This window comes from Variovorax sp. RKNM96 (assembly GCF_017161115.1).
Lineage (GTDB): Bacteria > Pseudomonadota > Gammaproteobacteria > Burkholderiales > Burkholderiaceae_C > Variovorax.
Genome location: NZ_CP046508.1, coordinates 2,046,285 through 2,061,359 on the forward strand (window position 1 = coordinate 2,046,285; position 15,075 = coordinate 2,061,359).

Annotated in this window: 17 protein-coding genes and 1 tRNA gene; 12 read left to right on the forward strand and 6 right to left on the reverse strand. The window is 61.8% G+C overall.

What is annotated here, in order from left to right; all coding sequences use genetic code 11:
• Positions 1-94: 94 nt before the first annotated feature.
• On the forward strand, positions 95-1,018 hold the full coding sequence (locus GNX71_RS09325; protein ID WP_206178056.1) for a LysR substrate-binding domain-containing protein: 924 nt from the start codon (positions 95-97) through the stop codon (positions 1,016-1,018).
• A gap of 114 nt (positions 1,019-1,132) precedes the next feature.
• Here the strand turns inward: GNX71_RS09325 and GNX71_RS09330 are convergent, their stop codons facing one another.
• From GNX71_RS09330 to GNX71_RS09340, 3 genes are all read right to left on the reverse strand, one after another.
• Positions 1,133-2,491, reverse strand: a complete 1,359-nt coding sequence (locus GNX71_RS09330) for an SMP-30/gluconolactonase/LRE family protein (protein ID WP_206178057.1) — start codon at positions 2,489-2,491, stop codon at positions 1,133-1,135.
• Between the two features lie 110 nt (positions 2,492-2,601).
• Positions 2,602-4,416 (reverse strand): hybrid sensor histidine kinase/response regulator, encoded by a 1,815-nt coding sequence (locus GNX71_RS09335; protein WP_346776868.1) that lies wholly within the window; start codon positions 4,414-4,416, stop codon positions 2,602-2,604.
• A complete protein-coding gene (locus tag GNX71_RS09340) occupies positions 4,413-5,096 on the reverse strand; it encodes a DNA-binding response regulator (protein WP_206178058.1) in 684 nt (227 codons plus the stop codon). Before GNX71_RS09340 ends, GNX71_RS09335 begins: the two co-directional genes overlap by 4 nt.
• 488 nt (positions 5,097-5,584) lie before the next feature.
• Between GNX71_RS09340 and GNX71_RS09345 the strand changes: the two genes are divergently transcribed.
• Entirely contained in the window at positions 5,585-6,235 is a 651-nt protein-coding gene (locus GNX71_RS09345; protein WP_206178059.1) for a hypothetical protein, read from the forward strand.
• Positions 6,236-6,314: 79 nt separating this feature from the next.
• Positions 6,315-6,536 (forward strand): hypothetical protein, encoded by a 222-nt coding sequence (locus GNX71_RS09350; protein WP_206178060.1) that lies wholly within the window; start codon positions 6,315-6,317, stop codon positions 6,534-6,536.
• 101 nt (positions 6,537-6,637) lie between these two features.
• Here the strand turns inward: GNX71_RS09350 and GNX71_RS09355 are convergent, their stop codons facing one another.
• Positions 6,638-7,219: a peptide chain release factor-like protein gene (locus GNX71_RS09355; RefSeq protein ID WP_206178061.1), complete on the reverse strand. Its 582-nt coding sequence runs from the start codon at positions 7,217-7,219 to the stop codon at positions 6,638-6,640.
• 97 nt (positions 7,220-7,316) lie between these two features.
• On the opposite strand from GNX71_RS09355, the gene GNX71_RS09360 reads away from it, so the two are divergent.
• Positions 7,317-7,394: transfer RNA gene (locus GNX71_RS09360), tRNA-Met, on the forward strand.
• A gap of 231 nt (positions 7,395-7,625) precedes the next feature.
• The gene (locus tag GNX71_RS09365) at positions 7,626-8,003 is read left to right on the forward strand and encodes a hypothetical protein (RefSeq protein ID WP_206178062.1); all 378 of its coding nucleotides are present in this window, start codon (positions 7,626-7,628) and stop codon (positions 8,001-8,003) included.
• A 323-nt stretch (positions 8,004-8,326) separates the two neighbouring features.
• Here the strand turns inward: GNX71_RS09365 and GNX71_RS09370 are convergent, their stop codons facing one another.
• Both GNX71_RS09370 and GNX71_RS09375 read right to left on the reverse strand, forming a co-directional pair.
• Positions 8,327-8,752: a hypothetical protein gene (locus tag GNX71_RS09370; protein ID WP_206178063.1), complete on the reverse strand. Its 426-nt coding sequence runs from the start codon at positions 8,750-8,752 to the stop codon at positions 8,327-8,329.
• A gap of 81 nt (positions 8,753-8,833) precedes the next feature.
• Positions 8,834-9,298, reverse strand: a complete 465-nt coding sequence (locus tag GNX71_RS09375) for a hypothetical protein (RefSeq protein ID WP_206178064.1) — start codon at positions 9,296-9,298, stop codon at positions 8,834-8,836.
• Between the two features lie 229 nt (positions 9,299-9,527).
• Between GNX71_RS09375 and GNX71_RS09380 the strand changes: the two genes are divergently transcribed.
• The 7 genes from GNX71_RS09380 to GNX71_RS09410 all read left to right on the forward strand — a co-directional run bounded on the left by GNX71_RS09380 (position 9,528) and on the right by GNX71_RS09410 (position 14,911).
• Positions 9,528-9,839: a terminase small subunit gene (locus GNX71_RS09380; RefSeq protein ID WP_241027206.1), complete on the forward strand. Its 312-nt coding sequence runs from the start codon at positions 9,528-9,530 to the stop codon at positions 9,837-9,839.
• 610 nt (positions 9,840-10,449) lie between these two features.
• Positions 10,450-11,460, forward strand: a complete 1,011-nt coding sequence (locus tag GNX71_RS09385; RefSeq protein WP_206178065.1) for a hypothetical protein — start codon at positions 10,450-10,452, stop codon at positions 11,458-11,460.
• Between the two features lie 50 nt (positions 11,461-11,510).
• Positions 11,511-11,846 carry a hypothetical protein gene (locus tag GNX71_RS09390; protein ID WP_206178066.1) on the forward strand — a complete coding sequence of 112 codons (336 nt, stop codon included), beginning with the start codon at positions 11,511-11,513 and terminating at the stop codon, positions 11,844-11,846.
• Complete coding sequence (locus tag GNX71_RS09395) at positions 11,847-12,458, forward strand: 2OG-Fe(II) oxygenase (RefSeq protein WP_206178067.1); 612 nt, start codon at positions 11,847-11,849, stop codon at positions 12,456-12,458. It begins immediately after the preceding gene.
• Positions 12,459-12,471: 13 nt separating this feature from the next.
• Positions 12,472-13,050 (forward strand): hypothetical protein, encoded by a 579-nt coding sequence (locus GNX71_RS09400; RefSeq protein ID WP_206178068.1) that lies wholly within the window; start codon positions 12,472-12,474, stop codon positions 13,048-13,050.
• Positions 13,047-13,691: a 2OG-Fe(II) oxygenase gene (locus GNX71_RS09405; protein ID WP_206178069.1), complete on the forward strand. Its 645-nt coding sequence runs from the start codon at positions 13,047-13,049 to the stop codon at positions 13,689-13,691. The genes GNX71_RS09400 and GNX71_RS09405 overlap by 4 nt, the downstream gene beginning before the upstream one ends.
• Complete coding sequence (locus GNX71_RS09410) at positions 13,688-14,911, forward strand: hypothetical protein (RefSeq protein WP_206178070.1); 1,224 nt, start codon at positions 13,688-13,690, stop codon at positions 14,909-14,911. The genes GNX71_RS09405 and GNX71_RS09410 overlap by 4 nt, the downstream gene beginning before the upstream one ends.
• The last annotated feature ends 164 nt before the right edge of the window (positions 14,912-15,075 follow it).

Genomic DNA, 15,075 nt, shown 5'->3' on the forward strand with positions numbered 1-15,075 from the left:
GTCGAGGTAAAGCGCAATTTTCGATCTCGCGTGTTGAGTTTTTGTCTACACCCACCAGTGATGGCGCGCTACAGTCACCACGAAGGAAGTCACCATGCACCTGCATAGCCGAGCCCTCGAATACCTTGACGAAGTCGCGCGGACGGGATCCGTACGGAAGGCCGCGACGGCCTTGCACGTCACACCGTCTGCGATCAGCCGGCGAATACTCCTTCTCGAGGAGCAACTCGGTACCGCAATCTATGAGCGTCACTCATCCGGTCTGCGGTTGACTGCTGCGGGAGAGATCCTCATCCATCACATTCGACGCACGTTGCAGGACATGGAGCGCGCCAGATCCGAAATCGAAGACTTGCGGGGATTGCGGCGCGGACGAGTCTCCCTTGCGGTCATCGAGGGCGTGGCGGTCGACCTGTTGTCCACCGTCCTCGCTGACTTTGGCAAGACCTATCCGAACATCACCTTCAATGTGACCGTGGCTCCCTCTGCGGTCGTGCCGACACTCGTCGCCTCGGGAGAAGCGCATATCGGGATTTCGTTCAACTCGCCCGTCATGCGGGGAGTGCGACGCGTTGCTTCCGTCGAGCTTGACATCGGTGTGGTGATGCGGCCCGACCATCCGCTGGCGACGAAGAAGTCTGTCCGCATCGTGGATTGCGCGCGTCATCGATTCTGCTTTGCCACAACCTCCATTTCGGTAGCGTCCGTTGTCAACGAGGTTCTCTCTCAAAAGAACATCAACGTTGAGCCATTCATCGTCTGCAACAACATCGAAGCATTGAAGGCGCTCGTTCGTGACGGGTCGGGAATCACCTTCAAGAGCGGATTGGGTGTCGAGCGCGAGATTGCAAGAAACGAATTGGTCTTTCGGCCGCTGGCCGACAAGATCACTGAACGCTTGTTGCTCATTGAGCAAAGCGGGCGAAGGCTTCCCGTCATTGCGTCGAAGCTACAGGAGTACTTCAAAGAGGCTCTGGTAGCGACAGAAGCACGTCTTGGTCGAAGTCATACGAGATAGAGGCGCTCTTCTGTTCGCGCGAAGAGGCATGCGGCGCGGCGCGGACTCGCGCCGCCTCCTTCTCTCGCTCGACGGCTCGCGCGGTGCGAGCGAGCCGAAGATCCCCGGTCCCGCTCAGGGCGCCAGCGTGAGCTTGAAGATCTGGTTGCCGTTCGATGCGCCCACGTAGATGCTCCCGTCGCTGGCCACCGCCACGCCGATCGGGAAATTGAATCTCAGCGCCGCGCCGGTGCTGTCCCGCAGTGTGCTGATCTCCCCCGCCAGCGTGACCACGCGCGCCACGCCATCCCAGGCGTGAGTCAGGAACACGTTGTCGTTCGCATCCACCGTCACGCCGTAGGAGTAGCCGAGCTTGGCCGGTGTGGCGGCCGTTCCGTCGACCAGGCCGACGATGGCGTTGGTGCAATCGCCCAGCAGCGTGCTCACTGTGGCGCTGGCCACATCGATCTTGCGGAGGCACAGACCATCGGTGTCCGTGTCGTACAGCGTGCGGCCGTCGCGGCTGATCGCCAGGCCCTGCGGGCGGGCAAACTGGGCTGCCGTGCCGACCCCGTCCAGGTAGGCCTGCGTGCCGTCGCCCGCGAGCGTGCTCGTGGTGCCATCGGCCGCGACCTTGCGCACGCGCTTGTTTTCCAGGTCTGCCACGAACAGGTTGCCTGCGCTGTCCAGCGCAATGCTGGCGGGGTTGTTGAACATCGCGGTGGCTGGGCTGTCGGCATAGCCGCTGGTGCCGCCGCCGACCCAGGTGCTGTAGGTCGTCGCGTTGGGAGCGATCTTGTTGATGCGATGCTGGTCGCTCACGTACAAGGTGCCGTCGGCTGCAAGTGCCAGGCCATACGGTGTATTCATGGTCGTGCCGGGCGTCAGCTCGGCGCCGCTGCCGCTGGCCGTGTCGATCCTGTAGACCGAACCATTGCCCCCCATGGCCACGTAGAGGTTCGCACCGCTGGCATCCAGAGCGAGTTGATAGGGATGGCTGTAGCTCACACCCGTCGTCGCCAGCACGTTGGCGACCCAGGGCTTGACCGTCAGCGTGGCGGCATGGCTGGTCACACTGCCGTGCGCGCCCGTCGCACGCACGCGCAACTGCTGGCCGGTGTCGGCCAGTTGATTGGCCGCCGTGGTGAAGCTGTCGCCGGTGGCGCCGGAGACATCGGCCCAGTTGGCACCACCGTCCACGCTGCGCTGCCACTGGTAGGCCGTGGCGTGCGCAGCCTGTACCTTCAGCGTGGCGGCCACGCCCTGGCCAACGGTGGTGTCCGATGGCTGCGTGGTGATGGAGGGCGCGGTGCTGTCCTGCGCAGGCGTCGGCGTGGGTGTCGGTTGTCCCTGAGGCGCAGGCGGAGGAGCGACAGCGAATCCGGTGAAACCGCCACCTCCGTCGCCGCCGCCGCAGGCCGCCAGCACGAGATTCATGATCAGCAGCGCGACAGGTGCTCGCGATGCACGGCAAACGGTACGAGTGGTATTCATGATGGGCCTTCCTTCTTTCAAGTGGAGTGAATGAGAAGGCCCCACGGTAGGGACGGCGATGCCTGCAATCCAGTGTCGAAGGTCATCGACTTGCGCAGAAAAAAAGATGCTCAGGCGTGCGTCGTATCGTGTCGTGTCAGCGATGCAAGGGCGTGCAGCAGCCTGTCGGCAGCCACCGGCTTGAGCAGCACCTGCAGGCCGGAGTCGCGCATCTGCTGTTGCCGCTGCGGCGCGGTTTCCCCGGTGATCAGCAGCACCTGCAAGCCGGGGCCGAAGCGTGCACGCAATCGCTGCGCCGCTGCCAATCCGTCGGCACCGTCGGCCAGCCGCAAGTCGCACAACAGCACGTCGACGGGGGTGTGTTCATGTGCGGCTTGCGTCAGCACGACCTCGGCTTCGGCTTCGCCGGGCACTGCGTCGACGATCACGCGATGCGCCTGCAGCAGCCCGGTGACGGCTTGGCGGATTGGCGCTTCATCGTCGATGAGCAGCACGCGCCGCGGCAATGGCAAGACGGCGTCCGAGCGTGCGGCGGATGGCGCGACACCCGAGGCCGACACCGCCGGAAGCACCAGGCGAAAGCGACTGCCGTGATGCAGGCGCGAGTACACCTGCAGTGGATGCGCCAGAAGGCGTGAGAGCCGCTGCACGATGGAAAGGCCGATGCCCAGTCCCTGTGCTCGATCGCGCCCCGGATTACCGATCTGGTAGAACTCGTCGAAGATGCGGCCGAGGTGCTCGTCCGCGATGCCGATGCCGGTGTCGCATACGTCGATCCACACCAGCGGCCCGCGTGCACGGGCGGCCACCACCACGCCGCCGCGCGTCGTGTACTTGAGCGCGTTGTCCACCAGATTGGACAGCAGCCGCTGCAGCAGCTGCGGATCGCTCAGCACCCAGCAAGGCGTGGCGCGCAGCCGCAGCTGCAGATCGCGGCCGGCCGCCTGCGCCACGAACACATTGTTGAGCGCGAGGAACAGCGGAGTGAGTTCCACAGGTCGAATCTGCGGCGCTACCTCACCGGCATCCAGTCGCGAAATGTCCAGCAGGATGTCCAGCGAATCGCCGAGGGTTCCGACCGCATCCATCAACCGCACCGCGTGATCCCATTCCTCGCTGCCCTTGAGCTTCTTCTCGATGACGGCTCCGAACAGTGCGATGGCGTGCAGAGGCTGGCGCAGGTCGTGGCTCGCTGCGGCAAGAAAGCGCGTCTTCTCCTCGCTGGCGCGCTGGGTGGCGGCAATCTGGTGGCTCAGTTGCTCGGCCAGCGCTTCTTTCTCGAAACGCATGGTCAGCGCAGCGGTCAGCAGCCGGTGGTGCTGCAGCGCGAACGTGATCATGACGCACATGTACAGCAGGCAACCGGTGGCCAGGAACAGGTGCGTGATGTCTCCACGCCAAGCCAGCGCCAATGTCAGGCTCGCCATGCTGGGCACGATGAAGCGGGGGATGTTGCGCTTGAGAACGGCGAGGGACAGGGCACCGCCGGCGCAGCCGCCCATCATCATGACGATGACCATGACCCAAAGCCCGAGGTGGCGCCCCGCTGGAACGCACAGCCAGGGCGCCAGGCCCCAGACGCAGGAGCGCAGCAGCACATTGCGCGCATTGAAGCGCGCCCAGTACTCGGGATGGGCGGCCGCATCGGGACTGCGCTGATAGCGCCGATACGCGCGTCGCAATGTCAACGCCAGGTGCAGCGCCATCCACAGCAGGACTTGCCAGCGCCGCGTGGCCACGAACAGGCCGATGCCCAGCGCCTGTGCCGTGAGGAGGTCCGCGAGATAGGCTGCCGGCGCGTTGGCATGGACCGCAGCCACCTGTTCGCGCAGCACCCGCTCGGCCAGTTCGGGCGGATGCAGGTCGTTCATCGCAGGCATGCGGGGCATCGCCACGTCGAAGGCCGCATGGCGCGGAGGGTTCACTTCAGGCTGCTGATGAGCTGGGCTCGCGAGCGCACGCCGAACAGCAGCAACAGGGTGGACACATGGTTCTTGACCGTGCCCTCGGTCAGGTGCGACAGCTGTGCAATCTCTTTGTTCGACTTGCCGGCCAGCAGACAGTCGAGGATCTCGACCTGGCGCGGATTGAGCTGCGGCTGCGATTCGGTCGTTGCCGTTTTCGTATGGACGGTGACTGGCGCCGTGCCCGGCTGAGTCGGGAGAGCGACCAGATCGTTGTCCCTCACGTAGCGCAACACCTCGCCCAGGTGACCGGTCTTGGGTAGAAAGGCCTGCGCCCCGAGCGCCATCGCCCCTTGCATCAGCGCGTGGCTGTCCTTGCCGGAGAGCACGACCACACGCGATGCAGGAAAGGCGCGCCTGAAGCGCACCAGGGTATCCAGTCCCTGGGAGTCGGGCAGATCGAGATCGAGCAGCACCAGGAGATGCGACGTCAGATGGAACTCGTACATGCGCAATGCGTCGGCCAGGCAGCGTGCCTCGTGCACCGGCACGCTGCCGGTCTCCGCCAGCAGCAGCGCCCTCAGGCCCAGGCGCACCAACTCGTGGTCGTCGACCACCAGGATGCCCCGCGCCGGTATCGCAATGCCGGCCTCGCTACGCAACGGCGCGGCATGCGGCGGCAGTGATGTGGCAGTGGCCATGGTCCGGGAATCTTAGTGTGGATGGTCGCGAATCTGAAATGACCAAAGTCATATGAGCTGTCGCTCTGGTGTGGGCAGTCGCTGCTATCGGCAGGAGGTCCGGGCTTCACTACAGTGCGCGATGTTGCCCTCATGTCAGCACCATGCGCATCCAGGGGTGGAACGCCTGAAGCCGCAGAGTGGCATCGAAATGACGCATGTTTCCACTGGGGAGTCGCGTAGGCCCTGATCGATCTGATTGGGGGGGCCAAGTCGATCTCGCGTTATTCACTACCGGTTCGGCGCCGACGCCCGTGACGGAGAGCTTCAATTGCCGCGCAAGCAAAGAGGCATAGGCAGGAAGGCATATGCCTTCGAGATATCGCGTTGCAGGGGGTATGAAGCAATCTGCAGCCGTTTGCGGGGCATGCCTGGCCGTTTGGCGCGCTCGCGCGGATGGGTACTATCGACCAGAAGAAAACTCTCCGCCGCAACCATCGCGGGACTCGATGAAGCAATCTGAACTAGATAAAGAAATCAACGCTTACCTGAAGCAGGAAGGCAAGGCGCTCGGATGGAAGACGAAAGGCTCCAGCGCGTTCCGCGTAGAAGGCGAGATGTTTTTCTCGCTCTTGGTTTCTGGCAGTGCGAAGGAGAACGTGCTGTATCGCAGGCTATCTTGCAAGCCAATGGCGTTCGACCCTGAGCTATGGCGAATCTTGGGCATGACGGCGAACTTGCAGGCGCCGTTGGGCCTTCGCGCCGACGGTGCGTACACGTTGTACGGCGTTCCGCTGTATGAGGGCTTCATCGCGACTTGCGAATGGAGCGAAGAAGGGCTGCTGAACACGAGTCGTGGATGCCTCGTAGAAGCGGAAGCCTGCATTAAGTCCAATAACCACCTGCGCAGCGACGATGCGTTCATGGAACTCGGAGAAGCCTTCAATCTGAGCATCCTTAAAAGCGTGCCGAGCACGGCGTGGAACTTTTGGAAGGAGCGCTTGATTCACCATGTTCTCAAGGGAGAGAGGGACCAAGCAATGTCGATTGCTGAAGATCGCATCGCCGCTAGAGATTCGGGTGGCTTCATCATCGGTGGGAAAACCTTCTACCAGCTCTCGCAGCGGCAACTGAAGGGTCACGCTACATCAGTCGGATAACCGCAATGGGCCGTTTCGCGACGACGACGTGAGCGGCTACAGTCGGCCAGAACCAGACCTTCGCCAGTAGGCGCCACCGATGGATGTCCACAGCCTCACCAAAGACTTGCACCCCATCTTCCGGATCGATGGGGCCAAACCTGCCGCAACCGCCACGGAGATTGACGGACTCACAGCCGCAGCAGCGGTGCCGCTACCGCCCGACTACCTGGCTGTCGTGACTGAAATGACGGAATTTGAGCTGCTGGTGAACGGTAAAAAGTACCTTCGGATCTGGGGAAGCGCCTGCGCCGTCAAGTGACAGCGCTCAAGGCGCGCATCGACCCAATCAAGCGCAGCTGTTTGGCACCTCATATCCGCAGACCGGGCAAGCAGCAAATGGCGCGTAGTTCGAGCGCGCAGTCAGCGCGCAGGCCTCGAATTGACACGTTGTTGGAAGGCTCTGATTGACCGATCGTTCAGAAGCAGGGGAGTGAAATTGTCCGCAAGCTTTGCGCTGAGCATTTCACGCGCTTGGGCGAGATTGCGATGTCGCGATCTCGCCCCGTCGCTGACCGTGGTCGTGCCGGTTGGCCGGTGAGTTAGTCGCACTGCGCTGTCGGTGTGATGGATTAAGCCATCGCTGTCTGGACGGGGATTGAAGTATTCGACGGCAAGCTCGTCGTCACTTGTCGTGGGCTCATCTGCCCGTCCGCTGCGGTAGCAGATCAGCCGCAAAAGCGGTGGCCCATCCGCCGTGAGCTCTGCCAGAGGCCGTAGATGATCTGTGTCGAGTGCTCGAAGTGCATCCCGAAGGAGGTCAAATTGGTCTGCATCAGGCACGACCAGAGTTTCAGCTGTAGCGTTGCCTAGGAACCTGTCGAACGTGGTCGCCGCCACGTCGGCCTTGTCGACGCAGTTCACGATAGTCCGGAAGACGACGGACATTGCGTCACAGGCTTCGCTGCTCCGTTCTATTGCCTCCATCTCAAAGTAGCCTGCCATCGTGTCTCCGATCAGTTTCAACAGCGCACCTCGCGCCCGCAGCATGCCATACCCCTGTAGGGCGAGCATTCAGGCGGCTATCGGCGCAAAGTTCGATCGCGGTGTGGCTCAGCTCTGGTAGAGCACAGGGCTCATAACCCAGAGGTCGGCGGTTCGATTCCGCCCTCCGCAACCAGATGACCACCCCGAAGGGGCTCAACCGTGATCTGAGCACGGGTCGAGAAACATGACGCTGGGTAGCTGCGCAGGGCGAACCGACCGAGGGCTTGATCGGCATTCGCTTGCGAGCGACGCCCCGCTTTCCTATTAGTCCGCATCCCGGTGGTCGTTGGCGTATAAACCGGAGCCGTCAGGTGTTATGAGAGGTGAAATGCGTCCAGCATTGGATCTAGGAAAAGGTGATTGCATGAAGCGTTATGTGGCGGGGATGGTCCTACTTCTCGGCGTGGTGCCTGCGTTCGCGGAAGTAGGCAATGTCGCTATAGGTGTTGGAGCGGGCAAGACTTGCACCGATTGGTCTAGAGAGCGGGCCAAACCTCGGGAACAAGATGGTGGGGGAAGCGTCAGCGAGTTTTTCATGCTCTCTTGGGTGCAGGGGCACTTTTCCGGAATGAATCGGGCAGGCGAGCTTGGAGCTGACAGACCGGTCATCGCCTTGCCGAATCAAATTCAGCTGTCTGCTTGGCTTGACAAGTACTGCGTTGGCAAATCGAACCACACGCTCGAGTCTGCATCGACCAGCCTGATGGACGACCTTTGGGCAAAGTATCCGCGCAGGTTTTGAGGTGCCCCCTCGGACCTGAACGGCATGATCGTGGAGGTCTGGATCGCCATGTGACGGGATGAGCCCGCTAGTAGCACCTCCCTGCAACACTTGCCCGACATCGAGCACTTGGTCGAGCGCTACGCCATCCATTCCGCTCCATGCCTGTTGACCGCGCGATCGTTGCCACCAGTTTGGGGCCGGAACTCGCCCCCTGACTGCTCGTATCCCTGTAGGGCTTCGCCGCCGCGCGTGGCTGCTGGAACATCAGTCCCGCAACTCCAGTTATCTCCTCGCGCGGCCCCGGCCGCACGTTCGCCCGCCGGGTCGCCCGAGCGGGCTTTTTATCGAGGAAAGATCGGTGCGGCGATCCGCTGTTCGAAGACATGCGGGTCCTCGAGGTTGTGCCGTCCGTCTCGCAATGCGACGGGAAAAGCGAGTGGTGGCGCCAGCACTACGCGCGTTTCCAGCTGGATATAGACCTTCGCAGGCCCATCGTCGGCCAGGATAGTAGTTACAGCGACAACGTCATCACGCTGGCGAACGACGGCTTCAAGCTGCTTGGCAACCTGCATTCGAAGCCAATCGTGCGTGGTTTGGGCAGCGGTTTCCGCATCCTCGAACGGCGCAACGATTTGGCGCTTCCCGTCGGCGAAGAATGCGATCCCAAATGGGGGAAGGTCTCCCATCGTGTTGAGGATTGCTTCGGCCGCATCCGCTGAGCTGTACACCGCGCGTTCGGCGAAATCCTCTGGCGATTCATCAGTCATAGCTTTCGACTTTCTGGTCCACGCTGCTCATGCAGGAACATCCCTGCTCTCCCAAGCCACCCTCGACCGCCACGCGCCGCCTCAGTTCAGTAGCGAGTTGGAGGAGCAATAGTTGGGAAGTCGCCGCAGTGCGCCCGGTGGAAGAGGTGTCAGGGCACCGGTCGCAGGACTCACAGCGAGGATCCGAGCATCGCATCGTTCGTACCCGATGACCGCGAATCGAATCTCGAACATTTCACCCGCAGTGGGAGTAAAAACATAGCTCTGACGGCATATGGAGCCAGGCCCATCTGTATGGGCTTGGATCGAAAACACCACGGGGCGATCTGCCCGGAAAGGCCGTTCCACGTAGGCGAAATCTTGATAGCCAGCCGGTTTGGGCATGCCGATCGAGTTCTCCTTCGTGCTGACGAGCATCTTGTCCTTGCCCACCTCGCCTACGAAGCGGCCGAATTCCGATTCCGAACATCGCTCATCGCCGAAGACGTAGATACCCATGCCATTGAAGAACGGCCCCTTCGGGTACGAAACGACATGGAATCGCACGTTCGATGTCGATCCGCTCTTCGGGCCCTGGTACAGGGACGTAGTAACCATTCCGGCTGTACAGCCCGCAGCAAGCAGCGCCGCGACTCCGGATGCACAGAGACAGAGCGAACGCCGCCTGAGGTGCGGAATTAGGGCTCGCATGGGCTTCTCCTCCAATAGTTTTAAGCCGAATTCTGCACCCCTGTAGGGTTCGACGCTAGGCAAGGCCGCGGGAAAACTCGCGCGCATGGCAATACGAAAGCCGGCCAAGAAGCAGGCACCCGCACCGAAGACCACCACCAAGCCCGCTGCCGCCAAGAAGGCCGCGGGCCCACCTGCGCGCAAGAAGGCTCCACCAGCCAAGGCGACGAAGAAGAAGCCGGCACGACCAGTTCGACCAGCACCAGCATCCCAACCCGCGCCGCTCGTAGTCACTGACCTTCAGCAGCGCTTCGTCGACGAGTACTTAGTTGACCTGAACGGCACCCAGGCTGCGATCCGAGCAGGCTACAGCCCCGACAGTGCCCGGCAGATGGCGTCCGAGAAAAATCCGCCGTGAAAGCTCCCGACGCGTCACGAACGACTTTTCCCAGGATGGACCCAGAGGAGACATACAGGCGGTGCGATTTTCCGTTTGAGGCGCGATACAGACGTCAGGGTTGAAGGTCTCCTTTCGAGAGCGCCGCATGTCCTCTATGGGAGCGTTCTCGTGCCTTCGTTATCGCGAGTTGGGGCGTGAGACTTAACCAACTACCGATAACACGGTGTTCTCGTGCCTGTGGTTATCGTCGGTTGGGTCGGCTGCGCTTGAACGGCATGCGCACGGCCTACAAGATCGGGCTGAACCATGGGCGCAAACAAGACACGAAGGCACTGACTGTTCATCGCCCTGTCCACTATCCTCCGATGCGCCATCGTTGAGCCATGTTGAGGCCGCTTTGGTGTTCAACCGGAGGGACGAAAGCGAATCCAGCAGCGATGTCCATCTTCATCCTCGGTCCGAGCGACATCATGGCGCGCGTCCGGCACGGCATGAATGACCACTCGAATCAGTCGGACACCCTAAAAAGATTTCCAACGGTGTGGATATGTAGCGCTGAACCCTTCGCCTGACCGGCCAGAAGCGGCTGGGTGCTTTTTCGACCCCTCTATTGCAAAAAGCTCTTTCCATGTACATGACCATGCTCACGAACCACCTGCGTGCAGTCAAAAGCTGGGGTGAGAAGCAGGCGGCGCAGGCATCCATCGACCTCGAGTCCTTTCAGATGGAAGTCAAGGCAAGAAATCGGTATTTCACCCTGCATCCTCAGTTTCGTGCACGCATCAATGGCCAACTGGTCAATGTCGGCCAGCTCTCGGACGAGTCCACCGGATTCCTCGGGTGGCTGCCCTACAAGCAGATGAAATGGCCGCTCTCGACGGACAAGCTTCTTTTCAAGGCATTTGGTGCAGACCGTGGACTGCGCGTGCCCGCATGGTGCTTTCCGCCCGCACAACTGGGCCATGACTTCATCCTGAAGCGATCGATGGGATCGTTCGGCCGGGACATCGAAGGCCCGTTTCGGGCCGGCGAGGCGTTCGCCGGATTCGCCGAAGGGCGAGGCGTCGGGTTTGCCGAACAGTTCATCCGGGGCACCAACCTCAAGTTGTGGATATGGGGACGGACCGTCTTCCACGCACATGTCAATCCGTACCCGACGGTGGTCGGCGACGGCGTTCAAAGCATCGCGCAGTTGATCGCTCAGCTCGTCGAGGCTCAATCGCCGCGCATGCCGCGTCCCGCCGGGGATGAGGAAGCGGTGGACGCGGCAGTGGCTTACCAAGGGTTTGCCAGGACCGACGTCCTACCCGCCAATGTCTCGGTCTGGCTCGATTTCCGCTATGGGCGCGACTACCAATCTCCCGCTACGACGGCAGCTGCGGACAACGCGCTGCACAAGCTGTCGGAGGGTGTGCTGGCACAGGCGCGGCATGCCGCCGACGTGCTGGCGCGTGACCTCGAGGCGCTCTATTCCGCGCCCGTCCTCTACTCCCTGGACGGCGTTCTCGACGACAGCGGCAACGCCTGGTGGCTCGAAGTCAATTCGAATCCTTCGCTTCCCCCCACCGGCTATTCCCACATCTTTGCGACGTTGTTCGGAACCCAGCCCGACGCGTGCAAACCTTTCGGGTCGTCATGACCTGCCCACCCGCTTCGACGCCGTTCGAAGCACACTCAGGAGAGCTCGCCGTGCAGACACTTCAAAAGATCCAACCAGCGGACATGTCCAGCAATCTGGCTTCCTCATTGCCGGGCGACGAGAGCAACGTGCTGCCGCTCAAGCGCGATGCCGTCGCGCCCATTCGCGAAATTGCAGCGGCCCCTCACGCGCCAGTGGTGGTCGGCAGCATCTACATCATCGGCGACGGAACCCCCGAGGGCCCGTTGCGGATCAACGTACCCGCGCTGACCTCGGCCATCATCAATTCGATGACGAGCGCACATTTCATGGCGCTTCAGAATGGCATGACGGCCTGCAATGGCGCCGGCGCCACGGGCTCCATCGGCGCCGGTGGCGGGGATTGATTGTTCCCGAACCCGGTTCACATGGTCAGCGGCGGGATCGAGGTTTCGAAGACCGCCATCCCTCCTGAGCTGATCAAGCGCTGCTTCTCGGCCTTCGAGACCGAGGAGCTCGAGTTGTCCCTCGACATCTACGCCAACGTGGGCGAAGAGGACAAGAGACTGCGCCGGTCCAAGGAGCTGAAGGATCGCCAGTCGGAGCGGTTCGCGCCGCTCTACCAGCTGCTGGATGAGTTCGTGCTCCAGTCGCTCTACGCTCGCGGCGAGGGGTACTCGGGTTCCGTGTCCCGGCAGCAGTTCATGATCTACAGTGACGGCGCGGGCGCTGGCCTGCACGTCGACGACCAGTTCAAGCCGCCCGGGCAATTCGGCCGCAACAAGTACGTCATGCATCTGTTGAACCAGTTTGCGGGGTTGCTGTACATCAGCACCGACGACCTCGAAGGCGGAGAGCTGGTTTTTCCGACCCATGACGTCTCCGTCAAGCCGCTTACCGGAACCCTGATAGCGTTTCCGTCGAACCATCTTTTTCCTCACCTGGTGACCCCAGTGACGAGGGGCAAGAGGATCGCCATCGCAAGACACTACTATGTCAAAGATACGGCCGCTGCTTAACCCCTGCTTCACTGTGTCCACGCCGGACGGGCGCAACGGCATCCGAATCAGGCACCTCGATGTCCCCGACAGCCAGCAAGCCATTCTGGATGCCTGGAAGAAGAATCCCAAGCCTTCGAAGACCTACAACACCGATCACGGCCGCGAGCGCGGACGCATGAGCTTCGACGTCGAGATGCCAGGCAAGGAGGCGCTTGTCGAAATGGTCCGGAAGCAGGTGGAGTCACTGGCCACCGAGTACAACTATGCGGGCAGGAACATCAGCCTTGCATCGAGCCAGATACTGCTCTACTTCGAGGGCGAGGGCTGCCCCGTGCACTGCGACGACCAGGACGCCGCCGATCAGGACTACGGTCTCGGCACCGTGATGTTCAACTGGGCGAACCAGCTGGTGGCGTTGCTCTATCTTTCGACGGAGGGGCGCGATTTCGAGGGTGGAAAGCTGCATTTTCCCAATGCAGACCTGTATGTCGACGCCGTCGCAGGAAAGCTGGTGACCTTTCCGGGGCACTTCAAGTACAAGCATGGCGTCACCGCGATCCAGTCGGGTGCAAGAAGCCTCTTGCAAACCACCTGGAGGTTCGATCTGTGATCACCTACGCCGAGTTCATTCAGAAGCCCGACGCGGTCATTCATCAAGAGATCTGCGCGTTGCCCGTGGACCGCTGCATCTCCCACATCGAGAGTCGACTGGATGCCAGCGACTTTCGCGTGCACGAGGTCTACGGGCGCGACGGGGAATCGATCGTCGACACCAGATACCGCGACAGCAAGGCCATCGTTCCGCGTCACGACGAGGAGCTGGCGTTCTTCATCTACGAGGCGGCCCAGCAGTACTTCGAGCGGCACTTTCTGGCGCGGCCATCGGACAGTCTTGTCCTGGCGCAGCACGAATTCTTCGCGTACACGCCGGGAGTCGGTTTGAAGATGCATGCCGACGACCATGTGCTGAAGACGGATGGGAGCGTTCTGACGCGGGATGTGCATCGGGGCATCACGGCCATCCTCTACTTGAACGCCGAGTTCGAAGGCGGCGAGCTCCACTTTCCGAAGCAGGGTGTCGAGATCAGGCCGCGTGCAGGAATGCTGCTCGTCTTTCCTTCGAACAAGAACTTCCCGCATGAGGTGAGGCCCATCGTGCAAGGACGGCGGTATTCGTATCAGCGAATCTATGGAGTCCTGAACGGAGCAACGCAGCGCTTTGTGTCCGAAGACGGTGCTTCCCTGTCGTGAGCCGGCGCCGCGTTCTGCTGGCCTGGGAGCAGGGGCGCCATCTGGGTCACGTGGCGCGGCTGGCCGAGATGGACGCATTGATCAAGGCACGGCACGCGGAGTCGACCTGGGTTGTTCCTCATGCCCAGCTTGCGCATCCGTTGCCGGGGGCGACTGGAAGCAGCCCCCTTCATCCAGCGCCTGTTCTCCAGCCTCGCAAGACGTTCGCTGTCGCAGGCTCACCGGCTTTTGCACGGGCGAATTCCTTCGCCGACATTCTCTTGGAACAGGGATTCACGGACCCGCAGGCGGTCACGGTGGCCGTGAATCAGTGGTTGAAGCTGTTCGAGTCCATCAGGCCTGTCGCTATCTTGTGCGACTACGCACCCGTGGCTCAACTGGCCGCGTGCTTGGGAAACGTGCCGGCCACGCAATTGACGAACGGATTTGACGCGCCGCCTGTGGAGTTCCCGGCTTTCGATGACCATGCACGAGGTTCGCCGGGCGATGACGCCGCAAGGAGCCACGGCATCGAACGACTTTCGGAAACGATCCGTCGTGTGGGTCAGGATTTCGGTGTCGAGTTGGGGCTGGCGCAGTTTCTTGCGTGGCCGGCGACGCTGTCGGATGCGATTCCCGAGACGGATCCCTACGGAGAGCGTTCCGGTTTCTCCTATGCCGGCCCTTTCACCCTGAGCAGCGCAGCGCCCGCGCCTGGCTGGACGTCATCGGGCGAGCGAAGCGCCAAGCGTGTCTACGCCTATCTGCGCGGAAGCATGGGAAGGGTAGGGCCTGTCCTCGAGGCGCTGCGCCTTGCAGGAAATGCCACTTGCTGCGTGTGGCCGGATGCGACCGAGATGGCGCTTCGGCACTACAGCGACAGCTGCATCCAGATGCATCGATCGCCCGTGAACCTGACGGCTGCTCTTGAGCAGGCGGACTTGGTCGTGAACTACGGTTCCGCCTCCGTGCTGTGCTCTGCGGTCCTGGCGGGCAAGGCGCAACTGATGATGCCGATGGATGCAGAGAAGCTGATGTTTGCGAGGCGTGTGGAAAGCCAGGGGGCCGGGATCATCTGGATGCCTCAGATGGGTGCCGCTGCAGCAAGCGTCCAAAGGCTTTTGCACGACGAATCCCTGGGGGCGGCGGCCGGCGCCATTGCGAGACGGCACTCGCCTGCGCAGTTGATCCAAGCGCGCGATGCGGCGGTGGAGGCACTGGTGTCGGGGTTTCGGACTTGAAGACGGGTGTACCGACCGGAAGGATGTCCCCGCGATGTCCGACGAAAAAAGTGGGTTTTCGTGAACTCCTAAACAAAACGTGACTTGCGTGGATGAGTTGTCCTGAACCGTAGGCCGGCATTGCGTCGAGCCTGGCCGTGGAGGGTGTTCCCGACATGGTTGCC